We start from the raw sequence: 24,787 nt of genomic DNA, 5'->3' as shown, positions 1-24,787 counted from the left end.
CCTTTTTTTGAGAAAATGGCTACAAATTATAGAGGAGGAATTTAATCATGGCAGTTACAGCACAAATGGTAAAAGAATTGCGCGCAAAAACTGGCGCAGGTATGATGGATTGTAAAAAAGCTTTAGTGGAAACAGACGGAGATATGGAAGCGGCTCTAGATTTCTTGCGTGAAAAAGGTCTTTCAAGTGCTTCTAAAAAAGCGGACCGCATCGCAGCTGAAGGAACAACTTCAATTCTTGTAAAAGAAAACGAAGCGATTATCTTTGAAGTAAACGCAGAAACTGACTTTGTTGCGAAAAACGAAGGCTTCCAAACACTAGTAAAAGAATTGGGCGAACACTTGATCACCACTAAACCAGCTACAGTTGAAGAAGCTAACGCTTCAACAATGTCTAATGGTTTGACAGTTGCTGATCACATTTCAAACGCAATCGCAAAAATTGGTGAAAAGATCACTTTGCGCCGCTTTGAAATTCGCACAAAAACAGATGCTGACGCGTTCGGTCCTTACCTTCATATGGGTGGGCGGATTTCAGTTCTTGTTGTTCTTGAAAACTCTACGGATACGGATGCTGCTCGCGACATCGCTATGCACATCGCTGCATTAAATCCTAAATACATTTCACGTGACGAAGTTTCTGGTGAAGAAGTAGAGCGCGAGCGTGGAGTATTGACTGAGCAAGCTTTGAACGAAGGCAAGCCTGAAAAAATTGTTGCTAAAATGGTTGAAGGCCGTCTAGGCAAATATTTCGAAGATATCTGCTTGCTTGATCAAGCGTTCGTCAAGAACTCAGATCAAAAAGTCCGTGATTTCGCAGCTTCTACAGGTGGGTCTGTTAAAGAATTCATCCGTTATGAAGTTGGAGAAGGCATCGAAAAACGTGAAGACAACTTTGCTGATGAAGTTATGAGCCAAGTTAACAAAAAATAAGACCATTTATTATATGATTCATCCTGGGAACACGAGAATGTGTTCCCTATTTTTCAATAAAAGTGTAATGGAGGGTACCGATGAGTGTTCAGCAATATAAACGCATTGTATTAAAACTAAGTGGTGAAGCAATGGCAGGAGGACAAGGTTTCGGTCTGTCCCCTGAAATTATCAAATCAGTAGCAAGCCAAGTAAAAGAAGTGGTCGAACTCGGAGTGGAAGTCGCAGTAGTTGTAGGCGGCGGCAACATCTGGAGAGGTAAAGTCGGTTCTGAAATGGGGATGGACCGAGCGACAGCTGATTACATGGGCATGTTGGCAACGGTGATGAACTCATTGGCTTTACAAGATTCATTGGAAAAGCAGGATGTGGAAACCCGCGTTCTTTCATCCATTGAAATGCGCCAAGTAGCTGAGCCTTACATCCGCAGAAGAGCTATCCGCCACCTTGAGAAAAAGAGAGTGGTCATATTTGCGGCAGGTACCGGAAACCCTTATTTCTCAACTGATACAACAGCAGCATTGCGCGCGGCAGAAATTGAAGCCGACGTCATTTTGATGGCGAAGAACAATGTTGATGGCGTTTACTCAGCTGATCCGAAGACGGATTCTACAGCAGTAAAATATGAAGAACTCTCTTATTTCGAAGTGATTCAACAAGGCTTACAGGTTATGGATTCGACAGCTTCCACACTTTGTATGGACAATGATATCCCACTCGTAGTATTCTCAATTATGGAAAATGGAAATATAAAACGAGCTGTACTCGGAGAAAAAATCGGGACAGTAGTGAGGAGAACAATATAATGCCGAAATCAGTGATGAATGATACTAAGTCTAAAATGACCAATGCAATCCAGGCTTTTTCTCGGGACCTATCTTCTATCCGTGCTGGACGTGCAACTCCATCTATTCTGGATAAGTTGACAATCGATTATTACGGTTCTCCAACACCGGTCAATCAAGTCGCAGGAATTTCGATTCCTGAAGCTCGTTTGATTATGATCCAGCCGTATGATAAATCGGTTCTTGGAGATATCGAAAAAGCCATCCTGAAATCTGACCTGGGTTTAAGCCCGTCAAATGATGGTTCGGTAATCCGGTTGGCAGTTCCGGCATTGACGGAAGAGCGCCGCAAAGATCTTGCGAAACAAGTGAAAAAAGAAGCGGAAGAAGCGAAGGTCGGAATCCGTAACATTCGTCGAGATGCTAATGACGAGTTCAAGAAACTAGAAAAGAAAAGTGAAATCACAGTTGATGACCTGCGCGGCTATTCTGATGACGTCCAGAAATTGACGGATGATAACATCACAAAAATCGATGAACTAGCTAAAGGTAAAGAAAAAGAGATTATGGAAGTTTAAATCGAACCTCATTTCGTGTTGGGCGTCCTGTTAAGCAGGACGCTTTTTTATGCCAAAAATTGACGCTGTCTCCTGAAAGAAGAGCACAATACTGTTTTTTTTGATATGATAAGCAATAGACATGCCGATTTGTAATAGGTGGAGGATTAACTATGTTTAATAAACTATTAAAACGAAATACTGATTTGGTTTCGGAAAGCGGAAATCGCTCAGTCTTGATTTCGAACGAAGCAGTCCCGACTCATATTGCGATCATTATGGACGGCAATGGGCGATGGGCAAAAAAACGTTCGCTTCCAAGAGTTGCCGGACACCATGAAGGAATGAAGACTGTCCGCAAAGTGACCAAGCTTGCCAATGAACTCGGGGTCAGTGTTTTGACCTTATATGCATTTTCCACTGAAAATTGGAAGCGGCCAAAAATCGAAGTGGATTTTTTGATGCGCTTGCCGGAAGAGTTTTTGACAACCTTTCTGCCTGAATTGATTGAAGAAAATGTTCGTGTGGAAATGATGGGCTATCACCACAACTTGCCTTTGCACACACTTAGAGCCATAAAAAAAGCGAAAGAGGCTACTAAAGACAATACTGGACTTATCCTGAATTTCGCCTTGAATTACGGCAGCCGTGCAGAAATTGTAGATGCTGTGAAAGATATTGCGGCACAGGTGGCTGCAGGGACATTGGATATCTGTGATATCAACGAAGACCTTATTTCTGGAGGGTTGATGACAAAAGGTCTGCCTGAACCGGATTTGCTGATCCGTACAAGCGGCGAAGTTCGTTTAAGTAATTTTATGCTTTGGCAATTGGCCTATACCGAGTTTTGGTTCACGGAAACCTTGTGGCCCGATTTTAATGAAGATTCCTTGCTAGAAGCGATTGAGATTTATCAAAAACGCAATCGCCGGTATGGAGGGTTGAAAGGAGACGAAGTGAAATGAAACAACGGATCATAACGGGTGTCATTGCGGCTGCTCTTTTTATCCCTTTTGTTGTTTACGGCGGTGTACCGTTTATCTTACTGGTTTATTTGCTCGGCACAATAGCATTGCAAGAGCTTTTGAAAATGAAAGGCCGGAGCTTACGGAGCATTCCCGGCCTTATTTCGCTATTGGCGCTTTATGCATTTATGCTGCCTAATCAATGGGCACTACAAGTTTACGAATGGACAGGCTATGAGAAAGTCGAGTTTGCATTTTTAGCTGTCATTCTTCTTTTGATACATACTGTAATTGTAAAAAACAGCTTTACTTTTGATGATGCTGCGTTTGCCATCTTAGGAACTTTGTATGTCGGTATCGGTTTCTTTTATTTTATCGAAACACGTGAAGCCAGCCTCAGTTATTTAGTTTTTGCGTTATTGGTGGTGTGGTTCACTGATTCAGGTGCTTACTTTACCGGACGCAAGATTGGGAAACGGAAATTATGGCCGGAAATTTCGCCGAATAAGACAATTGAAGGATTTGTGGGCGGTATCGTTTGGGCGATTGGGATTGCACTGGTTTTTAATTATTTCATTCCATTAAACCATTCGATTATCTTAATTATTATCGTGACGATTATCGCTTCGGTCTTTGGCCAGATGGGTGACTTAGTGGAATCTGCTTTGAAACGCCATTTTAACGTAAAAGATTCAGGGGCGATTTTGCCAGGGCATGGTGGGATACTCGATCGCTTTGATAGTATTTTATTCGTTATGCCATTGCTTCACTTTTTACATTTCGTCTAAGAGAGGAACTTGCAAAATGGTAAAGAAAATTATCCTGCTAGGTGCTACCGGTTCAATCGGAGTCCAAACAGCAGATATTATCCGAGAACATCCCTATGAATTTTCATTGATCGGCTTTTCTGCCGGAAAAAATATGAATATTACACGTAAATTGATTGCTGAATTTGAGCCGGAAATTGTATGTGTACAGCAATCGGAAGATGCTAAAATGCTGAAAGCCGAATATCCTGCCGTGTCATTCGTAGCAGGTGCCGATGGGTTAATAGAAATTGCTGTTCGTGATGCAGATATAATGGTTAATGCGGTGCTGGGCAGTGTTGGTCTTGAGCCAACGTTGGAAGCGATTAAACTTGGCCGTACCATTGCAATCGCCAATAAAGAAACACTCGTTACAGCCGGCCATTTAGTCATGGACAGTGCCAGACAATACGGCGCAGTCATTCTTCCTGTGGACAGCGAACATTCCGCATTGTTCCAAGCGCTCAATGGTGAAAAGAAAGAGCAAGCAAGTCGATTAATTTTAACCGCTTCTGGTGGCAGCTTTCGCGATTTGACTCGCGATCAACTCAAAAATGTTACCGTGCAAGATGCGTTAAATCATCCGAATTGGTCAATGGGATCGAAAATCACCATTGATTCTGCCACCATGGTCAACAAAGGGCTTGAAGTAATCGAAGCACATATTCTGTTTGATTTTGCATATGCGGATATTGACGTGGTTCTTCATCGAGAAAGCATCATTCACTCTATGGTTGAGTTCCACGATACCAGCGTGATGGCGCAACTCGGAACACCAGACATGCGCGTACCAATTCAATACGCCTTGTCTTATCCGGACCGGTTGCCGCGCCAGCAAGCGAAGCGTTTGAATTTGGCTGAAATCGGAAAGTTGAATTTCCAGGAGATGGACTACAAACGCTTTCGTGCTTTACAGTTGGCTTTTGATGCCGGCATTGCAGGCGGAACAATGACGGCAGTACTCAATGCGGCCAACGAACAGGCAGTTGCGTTATTTCTCAATGAAGAAATCAAATTCCTACAGATCGAAGAGATAATTGAACGTGCAATGGACCAACATGAAGTTCTTGCCAATCCAGATCTCGAAACGATTTTGCATGTGGATGCTGAAACAAGAAAATCTGTAAAAAACATGCTAAAATAACTAAAGATCAAAACCGAATAAGTTTTTCCCGCTTTAACGGTCAGTGGATCAACTAACACTCAGTAGGCGCTGAAAAACCTACTGAGCGAGTTTCTCTTTAAAAGGGTGGGTTCAAAATGGAAACAGTTATATCGTTTATCATAATTTTCGGGGCTTTAGTATTTTTCCACGAATTTGGCCATTTTCTTTTCGCAAAGCGCGCGGGTATTCTAGTTCGTGAATTTGCGATTGGTATGGGTCCGAAAATTTTGGGTATTACCAAAGGTGAAACGCTTTATACGTTGCGTTTATTGCCGATTGGCGGTTATGTGCGCATGGCAGGCGAAGATATGGATACCATCCATCTTCAAGCGGGCCATCGCATCGGTGTTCTTTTAAATAAAGAAGGACAGGCTAAAAAGATCATCATGAACCAAAAGCATGTTTATCCAGAAATCTTGTTTCTTGAAGTAGAAGAAGCAGATTTGGAAAAAGAGTTGTGGATCAAGGGCTATGATGAAGATGAAAAGCTAGTGCGCATTGAAGTTGCGCGCGATGCGGTTGTTGAGGAGAACGGCAGAGAAACCATTTTGGCTCCCTATGACAGACAATTTGATTCGAAATCAGTTGGAAAACGTTTCATGACAATTTTTGCGGGACCATTATTCAATTTTATCCTGGCATTTTTGATTTTCACAGCGATTGGCATGATGCAGGGCGTTCCGACTTTTGAACCTATCATCACCGAAGTGACGGAAGAAAGCCCAGCATCAGAAGCTGGAATGCAGGATGGCGATCTAGTAACTGAAATTGAAGGGAATTCGATTGCGACATGGGACGAACTGGTTGAATCGGTTCAAAACAATGCCGGCAATCCACTCGAATTTAATATTGAACGAGACGGTCAATCTTTGGACTTTACCATTACACCTGAAATTTCAGAACAATCAACGGAAGAAATTGGTGTGATTGGCGTACTTTACCAAAGTCCGGTTGAAAAAGACTTTCTAGGCTCCTTTGCTTATGGTGCTGAACAAACTATTTTTTGGTTCAAAGAAATTTTCCGTCTATTGGGAATGCTCGTAACAGGCCAATTTACGATAGATGCCTTATCAGGTCCAGTAGGAATCTACAAAACGACTGAAGAAGTAGCAAAGTATGGATTCTTTACCTTGATGAGCTGGGCGGGTATGCTCAGTATCAACTTAGGGATTATGAACCTTCTACCGCTCCCTGCATTGGACGGAGGTCGCTTGATGTTCTTCATTCTCGAGGCCGTGCGTGGCAAACCAGTCGACCGACAAAAAGAAGGAATGGTTCATTTCGTAGGAATCATGCTTCTCATGCTGTTGATGATTGTCGTCACTTGGAACGATATACAAAAGTATTTCTTTTAATATAGGCAATTGAGCATCATCGGGCAGGCATACTAGTGCCTGTCTTGAACTTTTAGTTCACTAATAAAATCCTATAGTCAGTTGAGGTGTACTCTGGAATGAAACAAACAGCAACTTTTATCCCTACTTTACGTGAAACTCCTGCCGATGCAGAAGTGAAATCGCATCAGCTCCTATTGCGCGCAGGCTTTATTCGCCAAAATACGAGTGGAATCTACTCATTTCTGCCGCTTGGCAAACGCGTACTTCAAAAAGTCGAGACCGTCATCCGTGAAGAAATGGAAGCTGCGAACAGCGTCGAAATTTTCATGCCTGCACTTCAACAGGCAGAGTTATGGAGGGAATCAGGTCGCTGGTACACGTATGGCGATGAATTGATGCGTTTAAAAGATCGCAACGACCGTGAATTCGCTTTAGGGGCAACGCATGAAGAAGTCATCACTAGCTTATTGCGTGATGAAATTAAATCTTATAAAAAATTGCCGTTGAATCTGTTTCAGATTCAATCAAAGTTCAGAGATGAAAAACGTCCTCGCTTCGGATTATTGCGTGGACGCGAATTCCTGATGAAAGATGCCTATTCATTCCATGCTACGCCTGACAGTTTAGATGAAACTTACGACGTCATGATGCAAGCGTATAAGAATATCTTTACACGACTTGGCTTGAATTTCCGTGCCGTGATTGCGGATTCCGGTGCTATTGGCGGTAAAGACAACCACGAATTCATGGTATTATCGGAAATCGGCGAAGATACAATTGCTTATTCTGATACATCTTCATACGCAGCTAATATCGAAATGGCTGCAGTTAACGTAGCGTATCCAGTTTCAGATGAAACACCTGAAACGATGGAAAAAGTTGCGACTCCTGGCAAGAACACTATCGCAGATATAGCAGATTTCTTCCAAACGACTGCTGAAAAATGCCTTAAAACGATGGTTTTCAAAGCAGATGATGAAATGGTGGTCGTATTGGCAAGAGGTGATCACGAAGTCAATGACGTTAAAGTCAAGCATGCGACAGGCGCTAAAGTGATTGAAATGGCGACACCAGAAGAAGTACAGCAATTATTGTCATGCGACATCGGGTCACTTGGACCAATCAACTTACCGGCAGACATTCGCTTATTTGCAGATCATGCAGTAGAAAACATGGTCAATGGCATTGCAGGCGCCAATGAAAGTGGCTATCATTATAAAAATGTCACGCCCGGAAAAGACTTTACGGTTCCAGCTTTTCATGACCTGCGTTTTATTCAAGAAGGAGATGCTTCTCCGGACGGTCAAGGAACGATTCATTTTGCTAGGGGAATTGAAGTAGGACATATCTTTAAACTAGGTACGACTTACAGCATTCCACTAAAAGGAACGTTCTTAAACGATCAAGGAAAAGCAATGCCTTACATTATGGGCTGTTACGGAATTGGCGTATCGCGTGTATTAGCTGCAGTGGCTGAACAATTCCAAGACGAAAATGGGTTTACATGGCCGAATGCTGTCGCGCCATATGAAGTTCATCTTGTACCAGTAAACGTCAAAGACGATGCTCAACGTAAACTTGGCGAAGAACTTTATGCCTTACTAAAAGCGAATCGCTACGAGGTGTTGCTTGACGACCGTAAAGAGCGTGCAGGCGTGAAATTTACGGATGCCGATCTAATTGGATTGCCAATCCGAATTACCATTGGCAAAAAAGCTGCTGAAGGAATTCTAGAAGTGAAAATAAGACGGACAGGTGAAACACTTGAGTGGACGAGCGAAGAATTACTCGATCAATTGCAGCAGTTTTTTAAAAAATAACAGTGAAATCTGATATGATGAAAGGAAAGTACAGTATGTACTTTCCTTTCTTTTTCTGCCTGCTTCAGGAGATGTAACTTTTAGTTTTTATGAAAAAATCGCTCCAGGTGGACGCTTTCCGAGTGGCACGGCTTCTGCCACTTCCCTCGCTGCGCTCAGTCCAGGGTCTTCAGCTCGCCTTGATCTCCAGGAAAGCCATTGAACGAAGAAAGTTCGGGCAATAGCTTTGCGGCGAAGCTAGCGCGGCGATGCAGGAGCACACCTTTGCACTTCGCCGCCTTCCGCTTTTTCTTCTACATCTTATACAGACATTAATAAGTGAAAAATACATTGTTGCGTAACTGTCAGGATATGGAGCAAACTAAAAAGGACTCCTGCGAAATAGTGAAATGATGCAGAAGAATGGGTTAAGTAGCCAGTTTTCACCAAAAACATATTTTATATCACCTTAAATGATGTGGAATTTAAATTTTATTCTCTTGAATTAAATAGATGAAAATTATATTAAGTATGTTCTTAGGATATGTAGCAAACCAACGGAGACTCCCGCGGAATAGCGAAGCGCCGAACTAACTCGGGCTTATGCCCGAGTTAGTTCGGCGCTAGCCCGCAGGAAAGCGTAGTTGGTTTGCTACATATTCATAAGGAACAAAAGCTTGAAAGTAATTTGATGTCTCTATCTTTAAATACAGACATCAGCGCTTTTCTTAAATCACTACCATGAAGGGGATAATTATGACAAACGAACAAGACGCCAAGATGCGATTCAAATTGCTGCTTCAGCATCTCGACTTAACGGACGATGTGCATATGCCTTTTTTCGAAGAGGCTGAATTGACACGGATGACTGTCCATAAAAAAGAGCGGTCATGGAAATTTCTTGTGAAACTGAAGAATATCCTGCCGATTGACCTATACTTATTATTTAAAGAACGCCTTTATAGCACGTTTTCTCCGATTGCTTCCATTCAATTAAATATTGAAACAGCACAGGAAACGGCGCAAGAAAATTTGGTGTTATCTTATTGGAAATACGCCGTTGAAGAATTGGCGGATATGGCACCACCATTGCGCGAGCGTCTCCTATCACAAGCACCTGTCTGGAACGGCAATAAGCTATTGTTACAATGCAACCATCAGCATGAAATGATGGCTTTAAAATCAAAATATAGCGATAAACTAGCAGGAGTATACCGTCAGTTTGGTTTTCCTCACGTCGCGATCGATTTCCAACTGTCAGACGAAAATCAGGAAGCCGCTCATGAAGCATTTATGGCAGAACGCTTGCGTGAAGAAGAAGAAATGGCTAGAAAAGCATTATTAGACATGAAAAAACGGGAAACCAGTCAGAAAGAAAATGGCGCACCGTCAGGACCATTCCAGATGGGTACGGCCATTAAACCAGATGAAACCATTTCTGAGATTAAATCTATCGTTGACGAAGAACGCCGCGTTACAGTTGAAGGCTATGTCTTTGATGCAGAAGTTAGAGAACTTCGAAGTGGTCGTTCTCTATTAACTGTTAAAATTACGGATTATACCGATTCGATTCTCGTGAAGATGTTCTCTCGTGACAAGGAAGATGCCGAATTGATGGCCAATGCTAAAAAAGGCATGTGGCTGAAAGCGCGCGGTTCGATCCAAACGGATACTTTTGTACGTGATTTGGTGATGATGGCGCAAGATATGGTCGAAATCAAACCGGAGCTTCGGCGGGATACGGCGGAAGAAAAACGTGTTGAACTGCATCTGCATACGCCGATGAGCCAAATGGACGCAGTTTCGTCTGTCGAATCGCTGGTCAGCCAAGCAGCTAAATGGGGACATCCGGCCATCGCAATTACAGACCATGCCGGTGTGCAGTCTTTTCCGGATGCTTATGCTGCAAGTAAGAAGCATGGCATTAAAGCGATTTTTGGATTGGAAGCAAATTTAGTGGATGATGGAGTGCCGATTGCTTACGAAGAACGCCATGCCTTACTGGAAGAAGAAACCTTTGTCGTGTTTGACTTGGAGACTACTGGCTTGTCCGCCGTCTACGATACCATCATTGAATTGGCTGCAGTGAAGATCAGAGGTGGCCAAATCATCGATAAGTTCGAGAGCTTTGCTAATCCGCACCATGAGCTGTCATCGACGACAATCGACTTGACCGGTATTACAGATGACATGGTCAAGAACGCACCAGAGGTGGAAGAAGTGATCCGTAAATACCACGAATGGGCAGGCGATCATATTATGGTTGCGCACAACGCTTCATTCGACATGGGCTTCTTGTATGTCTGCTATAAGAAATATGGCATTGATAAAAAGCACGCAACCATTGATACACTAGAACTAGCACGAATGCTTCATCCGGAAATGAAAAATCACCGGTTGAACACCTTGGCTAAAAAATTCGGCATTGAGCTAACTCAGCATCACCGGGCAATCTACGATACCGAAGCGACTTCGTATTTATTGATGCACCTGTTAAAAGAAGCTGATCAAAAAGGTATTCTTTATCACGATCAAATCAATGACTATGTTGGTAGTGGAGATGCCTATAAACGTTCGCGGCCGACTCATTGTACGTTGCTAGCGCAAAACGATGAAGGATTGAAAAATCTCTTCAAGCTAGTATCTGCTTCACATATTGATTATTTCTACCGAGTGCCACGTATTCCACGTTCACTGCTCCAAAAGCACCGGAACGGACTGTTAGTCGGTTCTGGCTGCGATAAAGGTGAAGTGTTTGAAGCAGTTATGCAAAAGTCGATGGAAGAAGTCGAAAAGTCAGCGCAATTCTATGATTACTTGGAAGTTCATCCAAAAGAAGTCTATTCCCACTTGATTGAACGCGAAATGATTCGTGATGAATGGAATTTGGAAGATATCATTCGCAAGCTGGTGAAAATCAGCCGCAAATTGGAAATTCCGCTAGTTGCTACTGGTAATGTTCATTATCTCGATGAAACAGATGCTATTTTCCGTCAAGTATTGATTGGATCCCAAGGTGGTGCTAACCCGTTAAACCGCCAAAAATTGCCGAAAGTACATTTTAGGACAACCAATGAAATGCTGGACGCTTTTGATTTTCTTGGCAGTGAGACAGCACGCGAACTCGTTGTAGGAAATTCATTGAAAATTTCAGACATGATTGATGTCGTTAAACCAATTAAAGATGAACTATACACACCGAAGATTGAAGGTGCGGATGAAGAGGTCCGTGAATTGAGCTACGATATGGCTAAGCAAATTTATGGCTTACCTTTACCTGAAATTGTAGAAGCACGTATTGAAAAAGAATTGAAATCCATCATCGGTCACGGATTTGCGGTTATTTACTTGATCTCACATAAACTTGTTAAAAGGTCATTGGACGATGGTTATCTAGTAGGTTCCCGTGGATCGGTTGGATCTTCGCTCGTTGCGACATTAACTGAAATCACAGAAGTAAATCCATTACCGCCGCATTATATTTGCAAAAAATGCAAAAAATCGGAGTTTTTCGATGATGGTTCGGTTAGCTCTGGATTTGATTTGAAAGATAAAAATTGTCCAGATTGTGATATCCCATATCAAAAAGAAGGTCAAGATATTCCATTTGAAACGTTCTTAGGATTCAAAGGGGATAAAGTTCCCGATATCGATTTGAATTTTAGCGGTGAATATCAGTCAAAAGCTCATAACTATACGAAAGAATTATTTGGCGAAGACAATGTTTTCCGTGCAGGGACAATTGGTACAGTAGCGGAAAAAACAGCTTATGGTTACGTACGTGGTTACGCTAATGATCGAGACATGACTATGAGGGGCGCAGAAATTGATCGTCTTGTGCAAGGTTGTTCGGGCGTTAAGCGCAGTACCGGACAGCATCCAGGAGGAATCATTGTTGTACCTGATTATATGGACATCTACGATTTCACGCCAATACAATTCCCGGCGGATGCTCAAGACTCCGAATGGAAAACGACGCATTTCGACTTTCACTCGATCCACGATAATTTATTGAAGCTAGATATACTTGGACATGATGATCCGACAGTGATTCGCATGCTGCAAGATTTATCGGGCATCGATCCAAAAACCATCCCGACTGATGATCCTGAAGTGATGAAAATTTTCGCCGGACCCGAATCGCTTGGCGTAACTAAAGAACAAATTGGTTGTAAAACTGGAACGCTCGGCATTCCTGAGTTCGGAACACGTTTTGTGCGCCAGATGCTAGAAGAAACGAAACCAAATACATTCTCAGAGTTGGTTCAGATATCCGGGCTGTCTCATGGGACGGATGTATGGCTGAGCAATGCGCAGGAACTGATCCAAAACGGAACTTGCCAGTTGTCTGATGTGATTGGCTGCCGAGATGACATCATGGTTTACTTGATCTATCAAGGGCTTGAATCTTCATTAGCATTTAAAATTATGGAGTCGGTTCGAAAAGGAAAAGGATTGACGCCTGAGTTTGAAGAAGCCATGAAAAAAGAAGGTGTGCCGAATTGGTATATCGAGTCCTGCAAAAAAATCAAGTATATGTTCCCGAAAGCTCATGCCGCTGCTTATGTGTTGATGGCTGTGCGGATAGCTTATTTCAAAGTTCATTTTCCAGTTCTTTATTACGCGGCTTACTTTACAGTTCGTGCGGAAGATTTCGACGTCAATGCTATGGCTAAAGGATCGCATGCAATACGCACCATTATTAGCGAAATTAATGCCAAAGGATTAGAGGCATCAACGAAAGAAAAAAACTTATTAACGGTTATGGAACTGACGCTCGAAATGGTTGAGCGTGGCTACACTTTCCAAAAAGTCGATTTGTATAAATCATCTGCGGATCAGTTTATCATTGAAGGCAATAGCCTGATTCCACCTTTCAATGCGATCCCAGGATTAGGAACCAATGCAGCAAAATCAATCGTTGCTGCACGCGAGCATGGAGAGTTCTTGTCCAAGGAAGACCTGCAACAACGTGGCCGTGTTTCAAAAACAATCATCGAATACATGGATGACCACGGTTGCTTAGAAGGCATGCCGGATGCCAATCAGCTGTCTTTGTTCTAGTAGGTTGCACCACGGCGCGATTTATGGTATTATTGTAGTAACATTTACTGAATAGCTCTGTCGCAGAAGAGTGGGTTCTCCCGCTCTTTTCTGTTTGTTATGGCATAAAATTGGCGGGAGGCATGTATGAGCAAAATTACAGAACAAATCGAACAAATCGTACAACCCATTACCAGTGAATTGGCACTGGAACTCGTAGATGTGGAATTCTTGAAAGAGGGCCGCAACTGGTTTTTACGGGTATATGTGGACAATCCAGAAGCACCCATTGATATTGATCAATGTGCATTAGTCAGTGAAAAGTTAAGTGAAATATTGGATCAGCTAGATCCGATTGAGCAAAACTATTTCCTGGAGGTTTCGTCACCGGGAGCAGAGCGTCCTTTGAAAAAGGAGAAAGATTTCGAAAAGGCTATCGGTAAATTTATTTACGTCAAGACCTATGAGCCGGTTGAAGATGCAAAAGAGTTTGAAGGTTATTTAAAGTCCTATGACGATGAACAAGTAGAAATTGAAATCAAAATCAAAACACGGAGAAAAATAATTAACATTGCAAAAGAAAAAATTGCAGTTATCCGTTTGGCCATTGATTTTTCTGTTAAACCTGATTGAAGAACCTGGGAGTGAATAAAATGAGCAGTGAGTTATTGGATGCTTTTGAAGTATTGGAGAAACAAAAAGGGATTTCGCGTGAAGTCCTAATTGAAGCGATAGAAGCGGCATTGGTGACGGCATACAAACGAAATTTCAACCAAGCACAGAACGTCCGTGTGGATTTGAACTTGAACACGGGTACGATGCTAGTCTATTCACGTAAAGATGTAGTGGAGGAAGTCGAAGACGAACGCCTTCACATTTCTTTGGAAGACGCCAAAGTGATCAACCCGGCATACGAGCTTGGAGACGTCGTGGAAGAAGAAGTGACGCCACGCAATTTCGGGCGCATTGCTGCACAAACAGCAAAACAAGTAGTTACTCAACGCGTCCGTGAAGCTGAGCGCGGCTTGATTTTTGAAGAGTTTGTTGATCGCGCAGATGATATCGTCAATGGTATCGTCGAACGCATGGACGCACGAAACCTTTATGTAGGCCTAGGCAAAGTTGAAGCTGTGCTTCCTCAGACAGAACAAATGCCGAATGAAAATTACAAGCCGCATGACCGCATTAAAGTCTATATCACAAAAGTAGAGCGCACGACACGTGGACCGCAAGTTTTTGTTTCACGTACTCATCCAGGACTGCTTCGTCGTTTATTCGAAAACGAAGTGCCTGAAATTTATGATGGCATTGTTGAAATTAAGTCTATTGCGCGTGAAGCGGGAGACCGTTCAAAAATTTCTGTTTTTGCCCACCACGATGACATTGATCCAGTCGGGTCATGTGTTGGATCTAAAGGCGGCCGTGTTCAGACAATCGTTAATGAGTTGAGTGGAGAAAAAATTGATATCGTAGAATGGTCCGAAGAACCAGTTGTTTTTGTAGCAAACGCGCTTAGCCCATCTAAAGTGCTGGATGTCCAAGTGAATGAAGAAGCGAAATCGACGACGGTTGTCGTTCCAGATTATCAATTATCTCTTGCGATTGGTAAACGTGGACAAAATGCCCGTTTGGCAGCGAAATTAACTGGCTGGAAAATTGACATCAAAAGCGAGACAGATGCACGTGAACTTGGAATCTATCCAAATCCGAACGCTGATATTGAATTAGTGGAATCCGGTGAAGAACTGGACGACTTTGATTTTTACGAAGAAAAAGAATAATGTAGAAAAGGTGATGTCCGTTGGCTCTGCAAAAGAAAATTCCATTACGGAAGTGTGTAGCTACAGGCGAGATGCATCCTAAAAAAGAAATGATCCGCATTGTCCGCTCAAAAGAAGGCGAAGTATCCGTCGATTTGACAGGCAAAAAGTCAGGACGCGGCGCATATCTTTCGAAATCGGAAGATGCCATCGCGACTGCCCGCAAAAAGAACGTGCTGGATAAGCAATTAGAAGTAAAGGTGCCAGACGAAATATATGATGAGTTAATTCGCGTCGTTCTCAGAGAGCAGTTGAAATAATGACCAAACAAAAAATTCTTCAATTACTGGGATTGGCTACACGAGCAAGAATGACCATTTCCGGAGAAGAAATGACCGTGAGCGAAGTTCGAAAAGGTAAAGCGAAATTAGTAATAATTTCTGAAGACGCTTCAGACAATACAAGCAAGAAATTGCATGATAAATGCAAATCGAACGGAGTAGAACTCCGTGTTTTTGGATCCCGTTTCGAATTGGGACATGCGATAGGAAAAGAAGAGCGGGTAGTGATTGCAATTACCGATAAAGGTTTTGCAAAAAAAATAACCAGCTTATTCGAAGAAATTAATCGGGGGCGAGCAGATGACCAAAATTCGAGTACATGAATACGCTAAAAAGGTAGACAAGCCAAGTAAAGAAATCATCAATGAATTGTCAAAGCTTAATGTTAAAGTACCAAACCATATGGCTACATTAGAAGATGCTGATGTTACGAAATTAGATAGTATCTACAAAAATACTTCAGCTGGACAGCGCCCACAAGCGCCATCCCGTCCATCAAGCCAATCCCGTCCGGCGCAAGCACAGTCTCGTCCATCAGGACCAGGAAGTCAATCGCGTCCAACGCAAGGGCAATCGCGTCCATCAAGCCAAGGCGGACAATCTCGCCCGTCGCAAGGTGGACAATCTCGTCCATCAGGACAAAGTCAATCCCGTCCGGCAGTAGCTCCTAGTCAAGGTCAATCCCGTTCACAGGGGAATGGCCAAAGACCAACAGCACCAGCCAAAACAGGATCGAACTTTACGCCAAAAGCAGCCAAACCTACGGCTGGTCCAGGCCAACGTTCATCAGGACGTCCTGGTGGCGGAAACCGCAATGGCTTCCAAAACCGTAATCGTAAAGGCAAACAGCAGCAACCGGTAAATCCGTTGCCACCTATGCCTAAAAGAGAAAAAGAATTGCCGGCTAAAATTACTTTCAGTGAGTCTTTGACAGTAGCAGAGCTAGCAAAAAAATTGGGACGCGAGCCGTCTGAAATTATCAAAAAATTATTTATGCTTGGTGTAATGGCTACCATTAACCAAGAGCTGGATAAAGATGCCATTGAATTGATTTGTGCTGAGTATGAGGTTGAAGTAGAAGAGGAGATCTTGGTGGATAAAACTGATCTTGAAGTTTACTTTGAACCAGAAGACGAAAGCCTCAACGAAGAACGTCCGCCAGTTGTGACCATCATGGGACATGTTGATCATGGTAAAACGACTTTACTTGATTCAATCCGCCACACGAAAGTGACGGCTGGAGAAGCAGGCGGCATCACGCAGCATATAGGTGCTTATCAAGTTGTCGATAACGGCAAGAAAATCACATTCCTTGATACTCCTGGACACGCTGCCTTTACAACGATGCGTGCACGTGGAGCAAAAGTGACAGATCTTGCGATTATTGTTGTAGCAGCTGATGACGGTGTTATGCCACAAACAGTCGAAGCAATTAACCATGCTAAAGCAGCAGAAGTTCCAATTATTATCGCAGTTAACAAAATGGATAAGCCAAGTGCAAATCCTGACCGTGTGATGCAGGAATTAACTGATCATGGATTAGTTCCTGAAGCTTGGGGCGGCGATACGATTTTCGTACCGATTTCTGCATTAAAAGGAGAAGGCATCGATTCATTACTTGAGATGATCCTCCTAGTATCAGAGGTTGGCGAATTAAAAGCCAATCCTGCACGCCGTGCAATTGGAACAGTTATTGAAGCAGAGCTTGATAAAGGCCGTGGTTCAGTTGCGACACTTCTTGTGCAAGATGGAACACTGAAAGTTGGAGATCCGATTGTTGTCGGGAATACATTTGGCCGTGTTCGGGCCATGGTATCTGATGTTGGCCGTCGGGCAAAAGAAGCAGGTCCATCAACACCAGTTGAAATTACTGGTTTAAATGATGTACCGCAAGCAGGAGACCGTTTTGTTGTCTTTGAAGATGAAAAAACGGCTCGTCAAGTTGGAGAAACGCGTGCAACTTCAGCTCTTCAAGTTCAACGTTCTGAAAAAACACGTGTAACGCTTGATAACTTGTTTGATCAATTAAAGCAAGGTGAAATGAAAGAATTGAACTTGATTGTTAAAGCTGATGTTCAAGGAGCAGTCGAAGCAATGGCTGCGTCTCTTCTGAAAATCGATGTAGAAGGCGTCAATGTCAAAATCATTCATACAGGCGCTGGTGCTATCACGGAATCCGATATTTCATTAGCAGCTGCATCAAATGCCATCGTCATCGGCTTTAACGTTCGTCCTGATGCTAACGCGAAACGTACAGCTGATGCAGAAGGCGTGGATATCCGTCTACACCGTATTATTTATAAAGTGATTGAAGAAATTGAATTTGCTATGAAAGGATTGCTTGATCCAGAATTTGAAGAAAAAATCATTGGACAAGCTGAAATCCGTAGCACATTCAAAGTTTCTAAAGTAGGTACCATTGCCGGAAGCTATGTAACAGAAGGCAAAATTACGAGAGATAGTGGCGTCCGCGTGATTCGTGAAGGTATCGTCGTATTTGAAGGTGAAATTGACACGTTGAAACGCTTTAAAGACGATGCTAAAGAAGTGGCAAAAGGCTATGAATGCGGGATTACCATTAAAAATTTCAATGACGTTAAAGAGTTAGATATCATCGAAGCGTACGTTATGGAAGAAATCGAACGCAAATGATCCTTTACATGGAATGTGAATTTTTCATTCCAACGGCACATTCGTTAAAAGATAAACGGGCAGTGGTTAAAAGCATGCTGACCCGTAGTAGGCAAAAATTCAACGTTTCTGCAGCAGAGATTGATCACCAGAATGTTTGGCAGCGAACCCGTATTGCTTTTGTTCTTGTCTCTTCATCGAAAGAAGTGGCAGACAAGGAAATGGCACAGGTTCTCTACTATTTGGAAAGTAATCCTGCATGGGAATGCTTGGAGTTTGAAAAAGAATATTTGTAAGAACGAGGTGGACTATCAATGACAATGCGCGCGAATCGTGTAGCTGAGCAAATGAAAAAAGAGCTTAGTGATATCATCAGTCGAAAACTGAAAGATCCACGTATCGGATTTGTCACTGTAACGGATGTTGAAGTTACAGGGGATCTCCAGCAGGCAACTGTATATATCAGCGTATTAGGCGAAGACCATGCAAAAGAACAGACATTGCTTGGGTTGACGAAGTCAAAAGGATTTATCCGTTCTGAAATCGGGCAGCGGATCCGTCTCCGTAAAACTCCTGAATTGTCTTTTGAAATCGATTCATCGGTTGCATACGGCAATCGGATTGATACTTTATTGCGTGGCATTCAAGAACCAAAAGAAGACTGAAATCAAAGCCTGCTGTCTATTTTAGATAGCAGGCTTTTTTTGCATCAAGCAAAGGAGCTAAGCAAAATGGCGCTGAACGGAATTCTTCCATTATGGAAAGAAAAAGGGATGACCTCTCATGATTGTGTCTTTAAATTGAGGAAAATCCTGCAAACGAAAAAAGTTGGGCATACCGGAACACTGGATCCCGAAGTGGATGGGGTATTGCCAATTTGTATTGGAAATACCACGAAAGTGGCAGAGTACATCACGGATCAAGGCAAGACCTACGAAGCAGAAGTGGCAATCGGCTATTCGACGGAAACAGAAGATGCTACAGGGGAGACGGTTGATACCGATATTTCGGAAAAAGTGATTACACGTGAGCAAGTGGTAGAAGTTTTGCTTCAGTTAACTGGTAACATTAAACAAATACCACCTATGTATTCGGCAGTCAAAGTTAATGGGAAGAAATTATACGAATATGCACGGCAAGGGATTCCTGTTGAACGACCAGAACGAACAGTCCGTATTGATTCGATCGAATTGCTAGATGACGATTCGAAGTGGTCTGGGGAGTGCATTAAGTTCAATATTCGCATACACTGCGGTAAAGGAACATATATCCGGACACTAGCTGTACAAATTGGTGAAGCGCTAGGTTATCCTGCTCATATGTCGAAATTGACACGAACAGAATCTGGGAAATTCAGCAAAAAAGATTGTGTAACACTTGCTGAAGTGGCAGAACTTGCTCAAAATGGAGATATTGGTGACATTTTGAAACCGCTTAGCTACGGCTTAAGTGCGTTTCCTTTCATGGAAATTGAATCGGAACAGATTTTTGCTGTGAAAAATGGTCAAGTGTTGGCGCGGCATGCCATTCTCGACAAAACGGGCTTTGTGGTTTTGACGCATCAGGGGCAGCCTGTAGCGCTTTATAAAAATCATCCCGAAAAAGCGGACAAGATGAAACCTGAAAAAATGTTCGGTTTTCCGACAGTGGACGAGGTGTAATATGGAAATTATTCATTTAAGTTATCCAATTCATGTAAAACCTAATCATGAGACGGGTCCTTTGTCGCTGGCGCTCGGTTTTTTTGACGGAGTACATAAAGGGCATCAACGTGTCATAGGCGATGCAATCGAACAGGCACACCAAAAAAAGGTCAAGTCAGCAGTCATGACCTTTGACCCGCATCCTTCATTGGTGCTTGGCGGTCGCAAGGAAGAAGTCTTCTATATTACACCGATGCAACAGAAGATGGAAATCTTGGAGGAAATGGGCATTGATTATTGCTTTATCGTCCGCTTTACATCCGAGTTCGCGAAACTGACGCCAGAGGAATTTATCAAGTTTTTCGTTAAAGGCCTCCATGTAGTCCATGTAACGGCAGGATTTGATTTTTCGTTCGGCAGTAAGGGCAAAGGCGATATGGCTTTGATGAAACAAGTTGGTGAAGGGCATTATGGCGTCACAGTCGTCGATAAGCAGGAAGACGGTGATGAAAAAATCAGTTCGACCCGCATCAGAGAATTATTGAAGCAAGGCGGAGTCGAACAAGTATGCTACCTGCTGGGTCGTCCATTCCGAGTAATAGGCACTGTCGTCAATGGAGACAAGCGTGGCCGCACAATCGGATTTCCAACAGCCAACGTAGAGCCAGAACTCGGTGCAGTCGTACCAAGCCGAGGAGTCTATGCTGTGAAAATCCAAGTGCAGGGGCAATTCCATAACGGTGTCTGCAACATCGGCTATAAGCCGACCTTCAATAATCCAGATATCAAAAAACAAGTTATTGAGGTTCATATTTTTGATTTTGATAAGTCGATTTACGGAGAAATGGTAGAAGTCGAATGGCATGAACGAATCCGAGATGAGCAGAAATTTTCGGGTATCGACGAGTTGAAGGCACAGATTCAGCGGGATAAGCTGACAGCTAAGCAATTTTTTGCAGGCATAAATTAAACGGTGCAGTTGATTTTGAAAAAGCCTTATGCTATTATTTATGAGTACTGAATGTACAAACCGTTGCTTGGCAAATCGAATCACCAACGTTTGCTCAGTAATTGGGGATATCAGAAATTAGGAGGTGGAAACAGTATGGCAATCACACAAGAACGCAAAAATGAATTGATTAGTGAATACAAAGTGCATGACACTGATACTGGATCTGCAGAGATTCAGATCGCTATTCTTACAGAAGACATCAACAACTTGAATGAGCACTTACGTACTCACAAAAAAGATCATCACTCACGTCGTGGTCTATTCAAAATGGTTGGACGCCGTCGTAACTTGCTAAAATACTTACGTGAAACGGAAGTAGCTCGCTACCGTGAGTTAATTGCAAGACTTGGCCTACGCCGATAATAGCAAACAGTAAAAGCGGGATTCGTCCCGCTTTTTCTTTATGGATAAAACTTTAATCTGCCGCATCGCACACTTGATGCTTTTTTGATACACTACTAATGGATACATATAGTAAAAAGAAACAGGGTAAGAGAGAGGAGCTCGATAGTATGGAGCAAACAAAAAAAGTCTACACACTTGATTGGGCAGGCCGCGAATTGCAAGTTGAGGTCGGTCAATTGGCAAAGCAAGCAAACGGAGCAGCATTGATCCGTTATGGTGATACAGCAGTTCTATCTACTGCAACCGCATCAAAAACTCCGAAACCTTTAGATTTCTTCCCATTGACTGTCAACTACGAAGAACGTCTATACGCTGTCGGTAAAATTCCAGGCGGTTTTATCAAACGTGAAGGACGTCCATCTGAAAAAGCGACGTTAACAAGCCGTTTGATCGACCGTCCAATCCGTCCCCTATTCCCGGATGGTTTCCGTAATGAAGTTCAAGTTATTTCAATGGTTATGTCCGTGGATCAGGATTGCCCATCAGAGATGGCCGCAATGTTTGGTTCTTCATTAGCCTTAATGATTTCGGATATCCCTTTCGGCGGACCGATTGCTGGAGTAATTGTCGGTTTAATCGACGGACAGTATATCATCAACCCAACAAATGCACAGCTTGAACAAAGCTCAATCAACTTGATCGTAGCGGGAACAAAAGATGCCATCAACATGGTCGAAGCAGGAGCGAAAGAAGTTTCTGAAGAAATCATTTTAGAAGCTATTATGTTCGGTCACGAAGAAATCAAGAAATTGATCGCTTTCCAAGAACAGATTGCTGCAGAAGTTGGTAAAGAAAAAACAGATATCAAACTGTATGAATTAGATGCAGAATTGACGTCTTCTATTAAAGAAGCTGTAGAAGCTGACTTGAATACTGCTGTTCAAATCAACGAAAAACAAGCACGCAATGAAGCCATTGACGAAGTTAAAGCACGTGCTATGGCTGCATACGAAGAATCAGAGGACGCAGTTAAAAAACAAGCGGGCCAGATTCTTGAAAAAATGGTCAAAGAAGAAGTACGCCGTCTAATTACGGACGAAAAAATCCGTCCGGATGGCCGTGGACCTTCTGAAATCCGTCCATTGTCTTCTGAAGTCGGCGTTCTTAACCGCACACACGGTTCTGGACTGTTTACTCGTGGTCAAACGCAAGCGATGAGTATTTGTACACTTGGTGCATTAGGTGATGTTCAAATTATTGACGGCCTTGGCATTGAAGATACAAAACGTTTTATGCACCATTACAACTTCCCATTGTTCTCAGTGGGTGAAACTGGATTCCTTCGTGGACCTGGACGCCGTGAAATCGGTCACGGAGCACTCGGAGAACGTGCACTAGAAGCTGTTATTCCAAACGAAAAAGACTTCCCTTACACAATCCGTTTAGTTGCAGAAGTACTAGAATCGAACGGTTCAACTTCACAAGCAAGTATTTGTGCGTCGACGCTTGCGATGATGGACGCCGGTGTTCCTTTATCCGCTCCGGTAGCAGGTATTGCAATGGGTCTTGTTAAAAAAGGCGAAAACTATACAGTGTTATCGGATATTCAAGGAATGGAAGATTACCTTGGTGATATGGACTTTAAAGTAGCTGGTACAGCTAAAGGCATTACCGCTCTTCAAATGGACATTAAAATCGACGGTCTTTCCCGTGAGATCCTAGAAGAGGCATTGGCGCAAGCTCAAATCGGCCGTATCCACATTCTTGAATCAATGCTTGCGACAATCGCTGGACCGAGAACGACTCTTTCTAAATACGCACCGAAAATTATTATGGTTAAGATCAACCCTGACAAGATTCGTGATGTTATCGGACCTGGCGGCAAAGTGATCAATAAAATCATCGATGAAACGGGCGTTAAGATTGATACAGAACAAAATGGGACAATTTTCATTTCATCTGTTGACGAAGAAATGAATGCGAAAGCGAAAGCGATGATTGAAAACATCGTGCGTGAAGCAAAAGTTGGCGAATATTATGAAGGCAAAGTGAAGCGAATCGAGAAGTTTGGCGCATTCGTTGAATTGTTCACTGGCAAAGACGGTCTTCTTCATATTTCTGAAATCCAAGAAGAACGGACGAAAGAAGTAGAAGACGTCTTGAAAATGGATCAAGTCGTTCAAGTCAAAGTAATTGAAATCGACCGTCAAGGCCGTGTAAACTTATCACGTAAGATTGTTTTGAAAGAACAAAAAGAAGTAGCTGAAAAACAACAACAAGAATAAAATTGATCATTTAAATTGTCGACTTTGTCGGCAATTTTTTACTATGAGGAGGAACATGCACATGGTGATTACACAGACTTGCAAAAATGGATTGCGCATCGTTTCCGAACATATTCCACATTTTCATTCCGTAGCGATGGGGGTCTTTGTCAATAACGGATCCCGCGATGAATTGTCGGAAGAAAACGGCATCACTCATTTCATCGAACATATGCTGTTTAAAGGAACAGATTCACGGACTGCTAAAGAAATTGCCCGCGAATTTGACCGGATTGGTGGCGACATCAACGCTTATACTTCAAAAGAATACACCTGCTATTACGCAAAAATTTTGGATCATCATGCAGAGCACGCTGTAACTGTACTGGCTGATATGCTGTTCAATTCACAGATGGATCCAGTGGAGTTTGATAAAGAACGACAAGTCATTCTTGAAGAAATTAGCATGACCGAAGATATGCCGGATGACGATGTGCATGAGCAGTTGTGGCGCGTGATGTATCCGCAAAATTCAATTGGTGCGCCGATACTCGGAACATCGGAAACGTTGGCAAGCTTTACACCAGAAAAAATTCGTAATTATATGGATTGTCATTATACTCCGGCGAACATTGTTGTGTCGGTGGCCGGCAATATCACACCAGCGTTATTAGAGAAGGTTGAAGCGTTATTCGGTGATTTTGAAAAAGAAGAGAATCCTAAAAAATATGAATTTCCTTTGTTTGCACCAGGCTATTCGTTAAAAAATAAAGAGACAGAACAAGGTCATTTATGTCTTGGTTTTCCAGGATTAGCGTTAAATGATCCGGATATTTACAATGTTACTGTTTTGAACAATATTATCGGAGGCTCCATGTCTTCAAGGCTGTTCCAGGAAATCAGAGAGCAACGAGGATTAGCCTATTCGATTTTCTCATACCATTCGGCGTATTCCGATCATGGGACTCTGGCAATTTACGGAGGAACTTCAGATGAACAGATGACTGAAATGCAGGAAGTGATTATGCGCTTGCTGAAGGAATTGAAAAATGGCGGAATCACGCAACAAGAAATCACAGATTCCAAGGAGCAGTTAAAAGGTAGTTTGATGCTTGGACTCGAAAGCACCAGTGCGCGAATGAGTCGCAACGGCAGACATGAATTACTGCTGGGCACACACCAGTCCTATGATGAAGTGCTCGAACAAATCGATCAAGTATCGTTCCAAAAAGTAATGGAGTTGTTAGAAATTCTAGTGGAGTCACCAGCCGTCTCCATCATCCGACCGAAAGAAGCTTCCTTAGTTTAAGGGAGCTTTTTTTATTATTTCATTTCTTTAGCAGACTAAATTATGTTACAATAACTCAAATTAACATCGAGGGAGCGAATAGTGTGAAAACAT

21 protein-coding genes are annotated in these 24,787 nt (G+C 42.7%); all 21 read left to right on the top strand.

Annotation, left to right across the window (positions count from 1 at the left end):
* The first annotated feature begins 47 nt into the window (after positions 1 to 47).
* The 21 genes from tsf (at position 48) to BBH88_RS11770 (ending at position 24,694) form a co-directional block, all read left to right on the top strand.
* Positions 48 to 932 (top strand): translation elongation factor Ts, encoded by an 885-nt coding sequence (tsf, locus tag BBH88_RS11870; RefSeq protein WP_006828254.1) that lies wholly within the window; start codon positions 48 to 50, stop codon positions 930 to 932.
* 80 nt (positions 933 to 1,012) lie between these two features.
* Positions 1,013 to 1,738 (top strand): UMP kinase, encoded by a 726-nt coding sequence (pyrH, locus tag BBH88_RS11865; protein WP_006828253.1) that lies wholly within the window; start codon positions 1,013 to 1,015, stop codon positions 1,736 to 1,738.
* Positions 1,738 to 2,295, top strand: a complete 558-nt coding sequence (gene frr / locus BBH88_RS11860) for a ribosome recycling factor (RefSeq protein ID WP_006828252.1) — start codon at positions 1,738 to 1,740, stop codon at positions 2,293 to 2,295. Before pyrH ends, frr begins: the two co-directional genes overlap by 1 nt.
* Positions 2,296 to 2,447: 152 nt before the next feature.
* A complete protein-coding gene (locus BBH88_RS11855) occupies positions 2,448 to 3,239 on the top strand; it encodes an undecaprenyl pyrophosphate synthase (protein ID WP_006828251.1) in 792 nt (263 codons plus the stop codon).
* A complete protein-coding gene (locus BBH88_RS11850; RefSeq protein WP_006828250.1) occupies positions 3,236 to 4,027 on the top strand; it encodes a phosphatidate cytidylyltransferase in 792 nt (263 codons plus the stop codon). The genes BBH88_RS11855 and BBH88_RS11850 overlap by 4 nt, the downstream gene beginning before the upstream one ends.
* 16 nt (positions 4,028 to 4,043) lie before the next feature.
* Positions 4,044 to 5,189 (top strand): 1-deoxy-D-xylulose-5-phosphate reductoisomerase, encoded by a 1,146-nt coding sequence (gene dxr, locus BBH88_RS11845; RefSeq protein ID WP_065536761.1) that lies wholly within the window; start codon positions 4,044 to 4,046, stop codon positions 5,187 to 5,189.
* A gap of 116 nt (positions 5,190 to 5,305) precedes the next feature.
* Positions 5,306 to 6,565: an RIP metalloprotease RseP gene (gene rseP / locus BBH88_RS11840; RefSeq protein WP_006828248.1), complete on the top strand. Its 1,260-nt coding sequence runs from the start codon at positions 5,306 to 5,308 to the stop codon at positions 6,563 to 6,565.
* A gap of 98 nt (positions 6,566 to 6,663) precedes the next feature.
* Complete coding sequence (locus BBH88_RS11835) at positions 6,664 to 8,367, top strand: proline--tRNA ligase (protein ID WP_006828247.1); 1,704 nt, start codon at positions 6,664 to 6,666, stop codon at positions 8,365 to 8,367.
* 735 nt (positions 8,368 to 9,102) lie between these two features.
* A complete protein-coding gene (locus tag BBH88_RS11830) occupies positions 9,103 to 13,410 on the top strand; it encodes a PolC-type DNA polymerase III (protein WP_065536762.1) in 4,308 nt (1,435 codons plus the stop codon).
* A 126-nt stretch (positions 13,411 to 13,536) separates the two neighbouring features.
* Positions 13,537 to 14,022 carry a ribosome maturation factor RimP gene (gene rimP / locus BBH88_RS11825; RefSeq protein WP_006828245.1) on the top strand — a complete coding sequence of 162 codons (486 nt, stop codon included), beginning with the start codon at positions 13,537 to 13,539 and terminating at the stop codon, positions 14,020 to 14,022.
* 20 nt (positions 14,023 to 14,042) lie between these two features.
* Entirely contained in the window at positions 14,043 to 15,170 is a 1,128-nt protein-coding gene (gene nusA / locus BBH88_RS11820) for a transcription termination factor NusA (protein ID WP_065536763.1), read from the top strand.
* A 20-nt stretch (positions 15,171 to 15,190) separates the two neighbouring features.
* A complete protein-coding gene (rnpM, locus tag BBH88_RS11815) occupies positions 15,191 to 15,469 on the top strand; it encodes an RNase P modulator RnpM (RefSeq protein WP_006828243.1) in 279 nt (92 codons plus the stop codon).
* On the top strand, positions 15,469 to 15,813 hold the full coding sequence (locus BBH88_RS11810; RefSeq protein WP_006828242.1) for a YlxQ family RNA-binding protein: 345 nt from the start codon (positions 15,469 to 15,471) through the stop codon (positions 15,811 to 15,813). Before rnpM ends, BBH88_RS11810 begins: the two co-directional genes overlap by 1 nt.
* On the top strand, positions 15,791 to 18,142 hold the full coding sequence (gene infB, locus BBH88_RS11805) for a translation initiation factor IF-2 (RefSeq protein ID WP_065536764.1): 2,352 nt from the start codon (positions 15,791 to 15,793) through the stop codon (positions 18,140 to 18,142). The genes BBH88_RS11810 and infB overlap by 23 nt, the downstream gene beginning before the upstream one ends.
* Positions 18,139 to 18,417: a DUF503 domain-containing protein gene (locus BBH88_RS11800; protein WP_006828240.1), complete on the top strand. Its 279-nt coding sequence runs from the start codon at positions 18,139 to 18,141 to the stop codon at positions 18,415 to 18,417. Before infB ends, BBH88_RS11800 begins: the two co-directional genes overlap by 4 nt.
* A gap of 18 nt (positions 18,418 to 18,435) precedes the next feature.
* The gene (gene rbfA, locus BBH88_RS11795) at positions 18,436 to 18,786 is read left to right on the top strand and encodes a 30S ribosome-binding factor RbfA (protein WP_006828239.1); all 351 of its coding nucleotides are present in this window, start codon (positions 18,436 to 18,438) and stop codon (positions 18,784 to 18,786) included.
* Between the two features lie 66 nt (positions 18,787 to 18,852).
* Entirely contained in the window at positions 18,853 to 19,782 is a 930-nt protein-coding gene (gene truB, locus BBH88_RS11790) for a tRNA pseudouridine(55) synthase TruB (RefSeq protein WP_006828238.1), read from the top strand.
* Position 19,783: 1 nt separating this feature from the next.
* Entirely contained in the window at positions 19,784 to 20,734 is a 951-nt protein-coding gene (gene ribF, locus BBH88_RS11785) for a riboflavin biosynthesis protein RibF (protein WP_006828237.1), read from the top strand.
* A gap of 135 nt (positions 20,735 to 20,869) precedes the next feature.
* Entirely contained in the window at positions 20,870 to 21,139 is a 270-nt protein-coding gene (gene rpsO, locus BBH88_RS11780) for a 30S ribosomal protein S15 (protein WP_006828236.1), read from the top strand.
* 149 nt (positions 21,140 to 21,288) lie between these two features.
* Positions 21,289 to 23,406: a polyribonucleotide nucleotidyltransferase gene (pnp, locus tag BBH88_RS11775; protein WP_006828235.1), complete on the top strand. Its 2,118-nt coding sequence runs from the start codon at positions 21,289 to 21,291 to the stop codon at positions 23,404 to 23,406.
* A 61-nt stretch (positions 23,407 to 23,467) separates the two neighbouring features.
* A complete protein-coding gene (locus BBH88_RS11770; protein ID WP_006828234.1) occupies positions 23,468 to 24,694 on the top strand; it encodes a M16 family metallopeptidase in 1,227 nt (408 codons plus the stop codon).
* Positions 24,695 to 24,787: the final 93 nt, after the last annotated feature.

Source organism: Planococcus antarcticus DSM 14505 (assembly GCF_001687565.2).
GTDB lineage: Bacteria > Bacillota > Bacilli > Bacillales_A > Planococcaceae > Planococcus > Planococcus antarcticus.
This window is presented reverse-complemented; position numbering and strand designations above follow the sequence as displayed.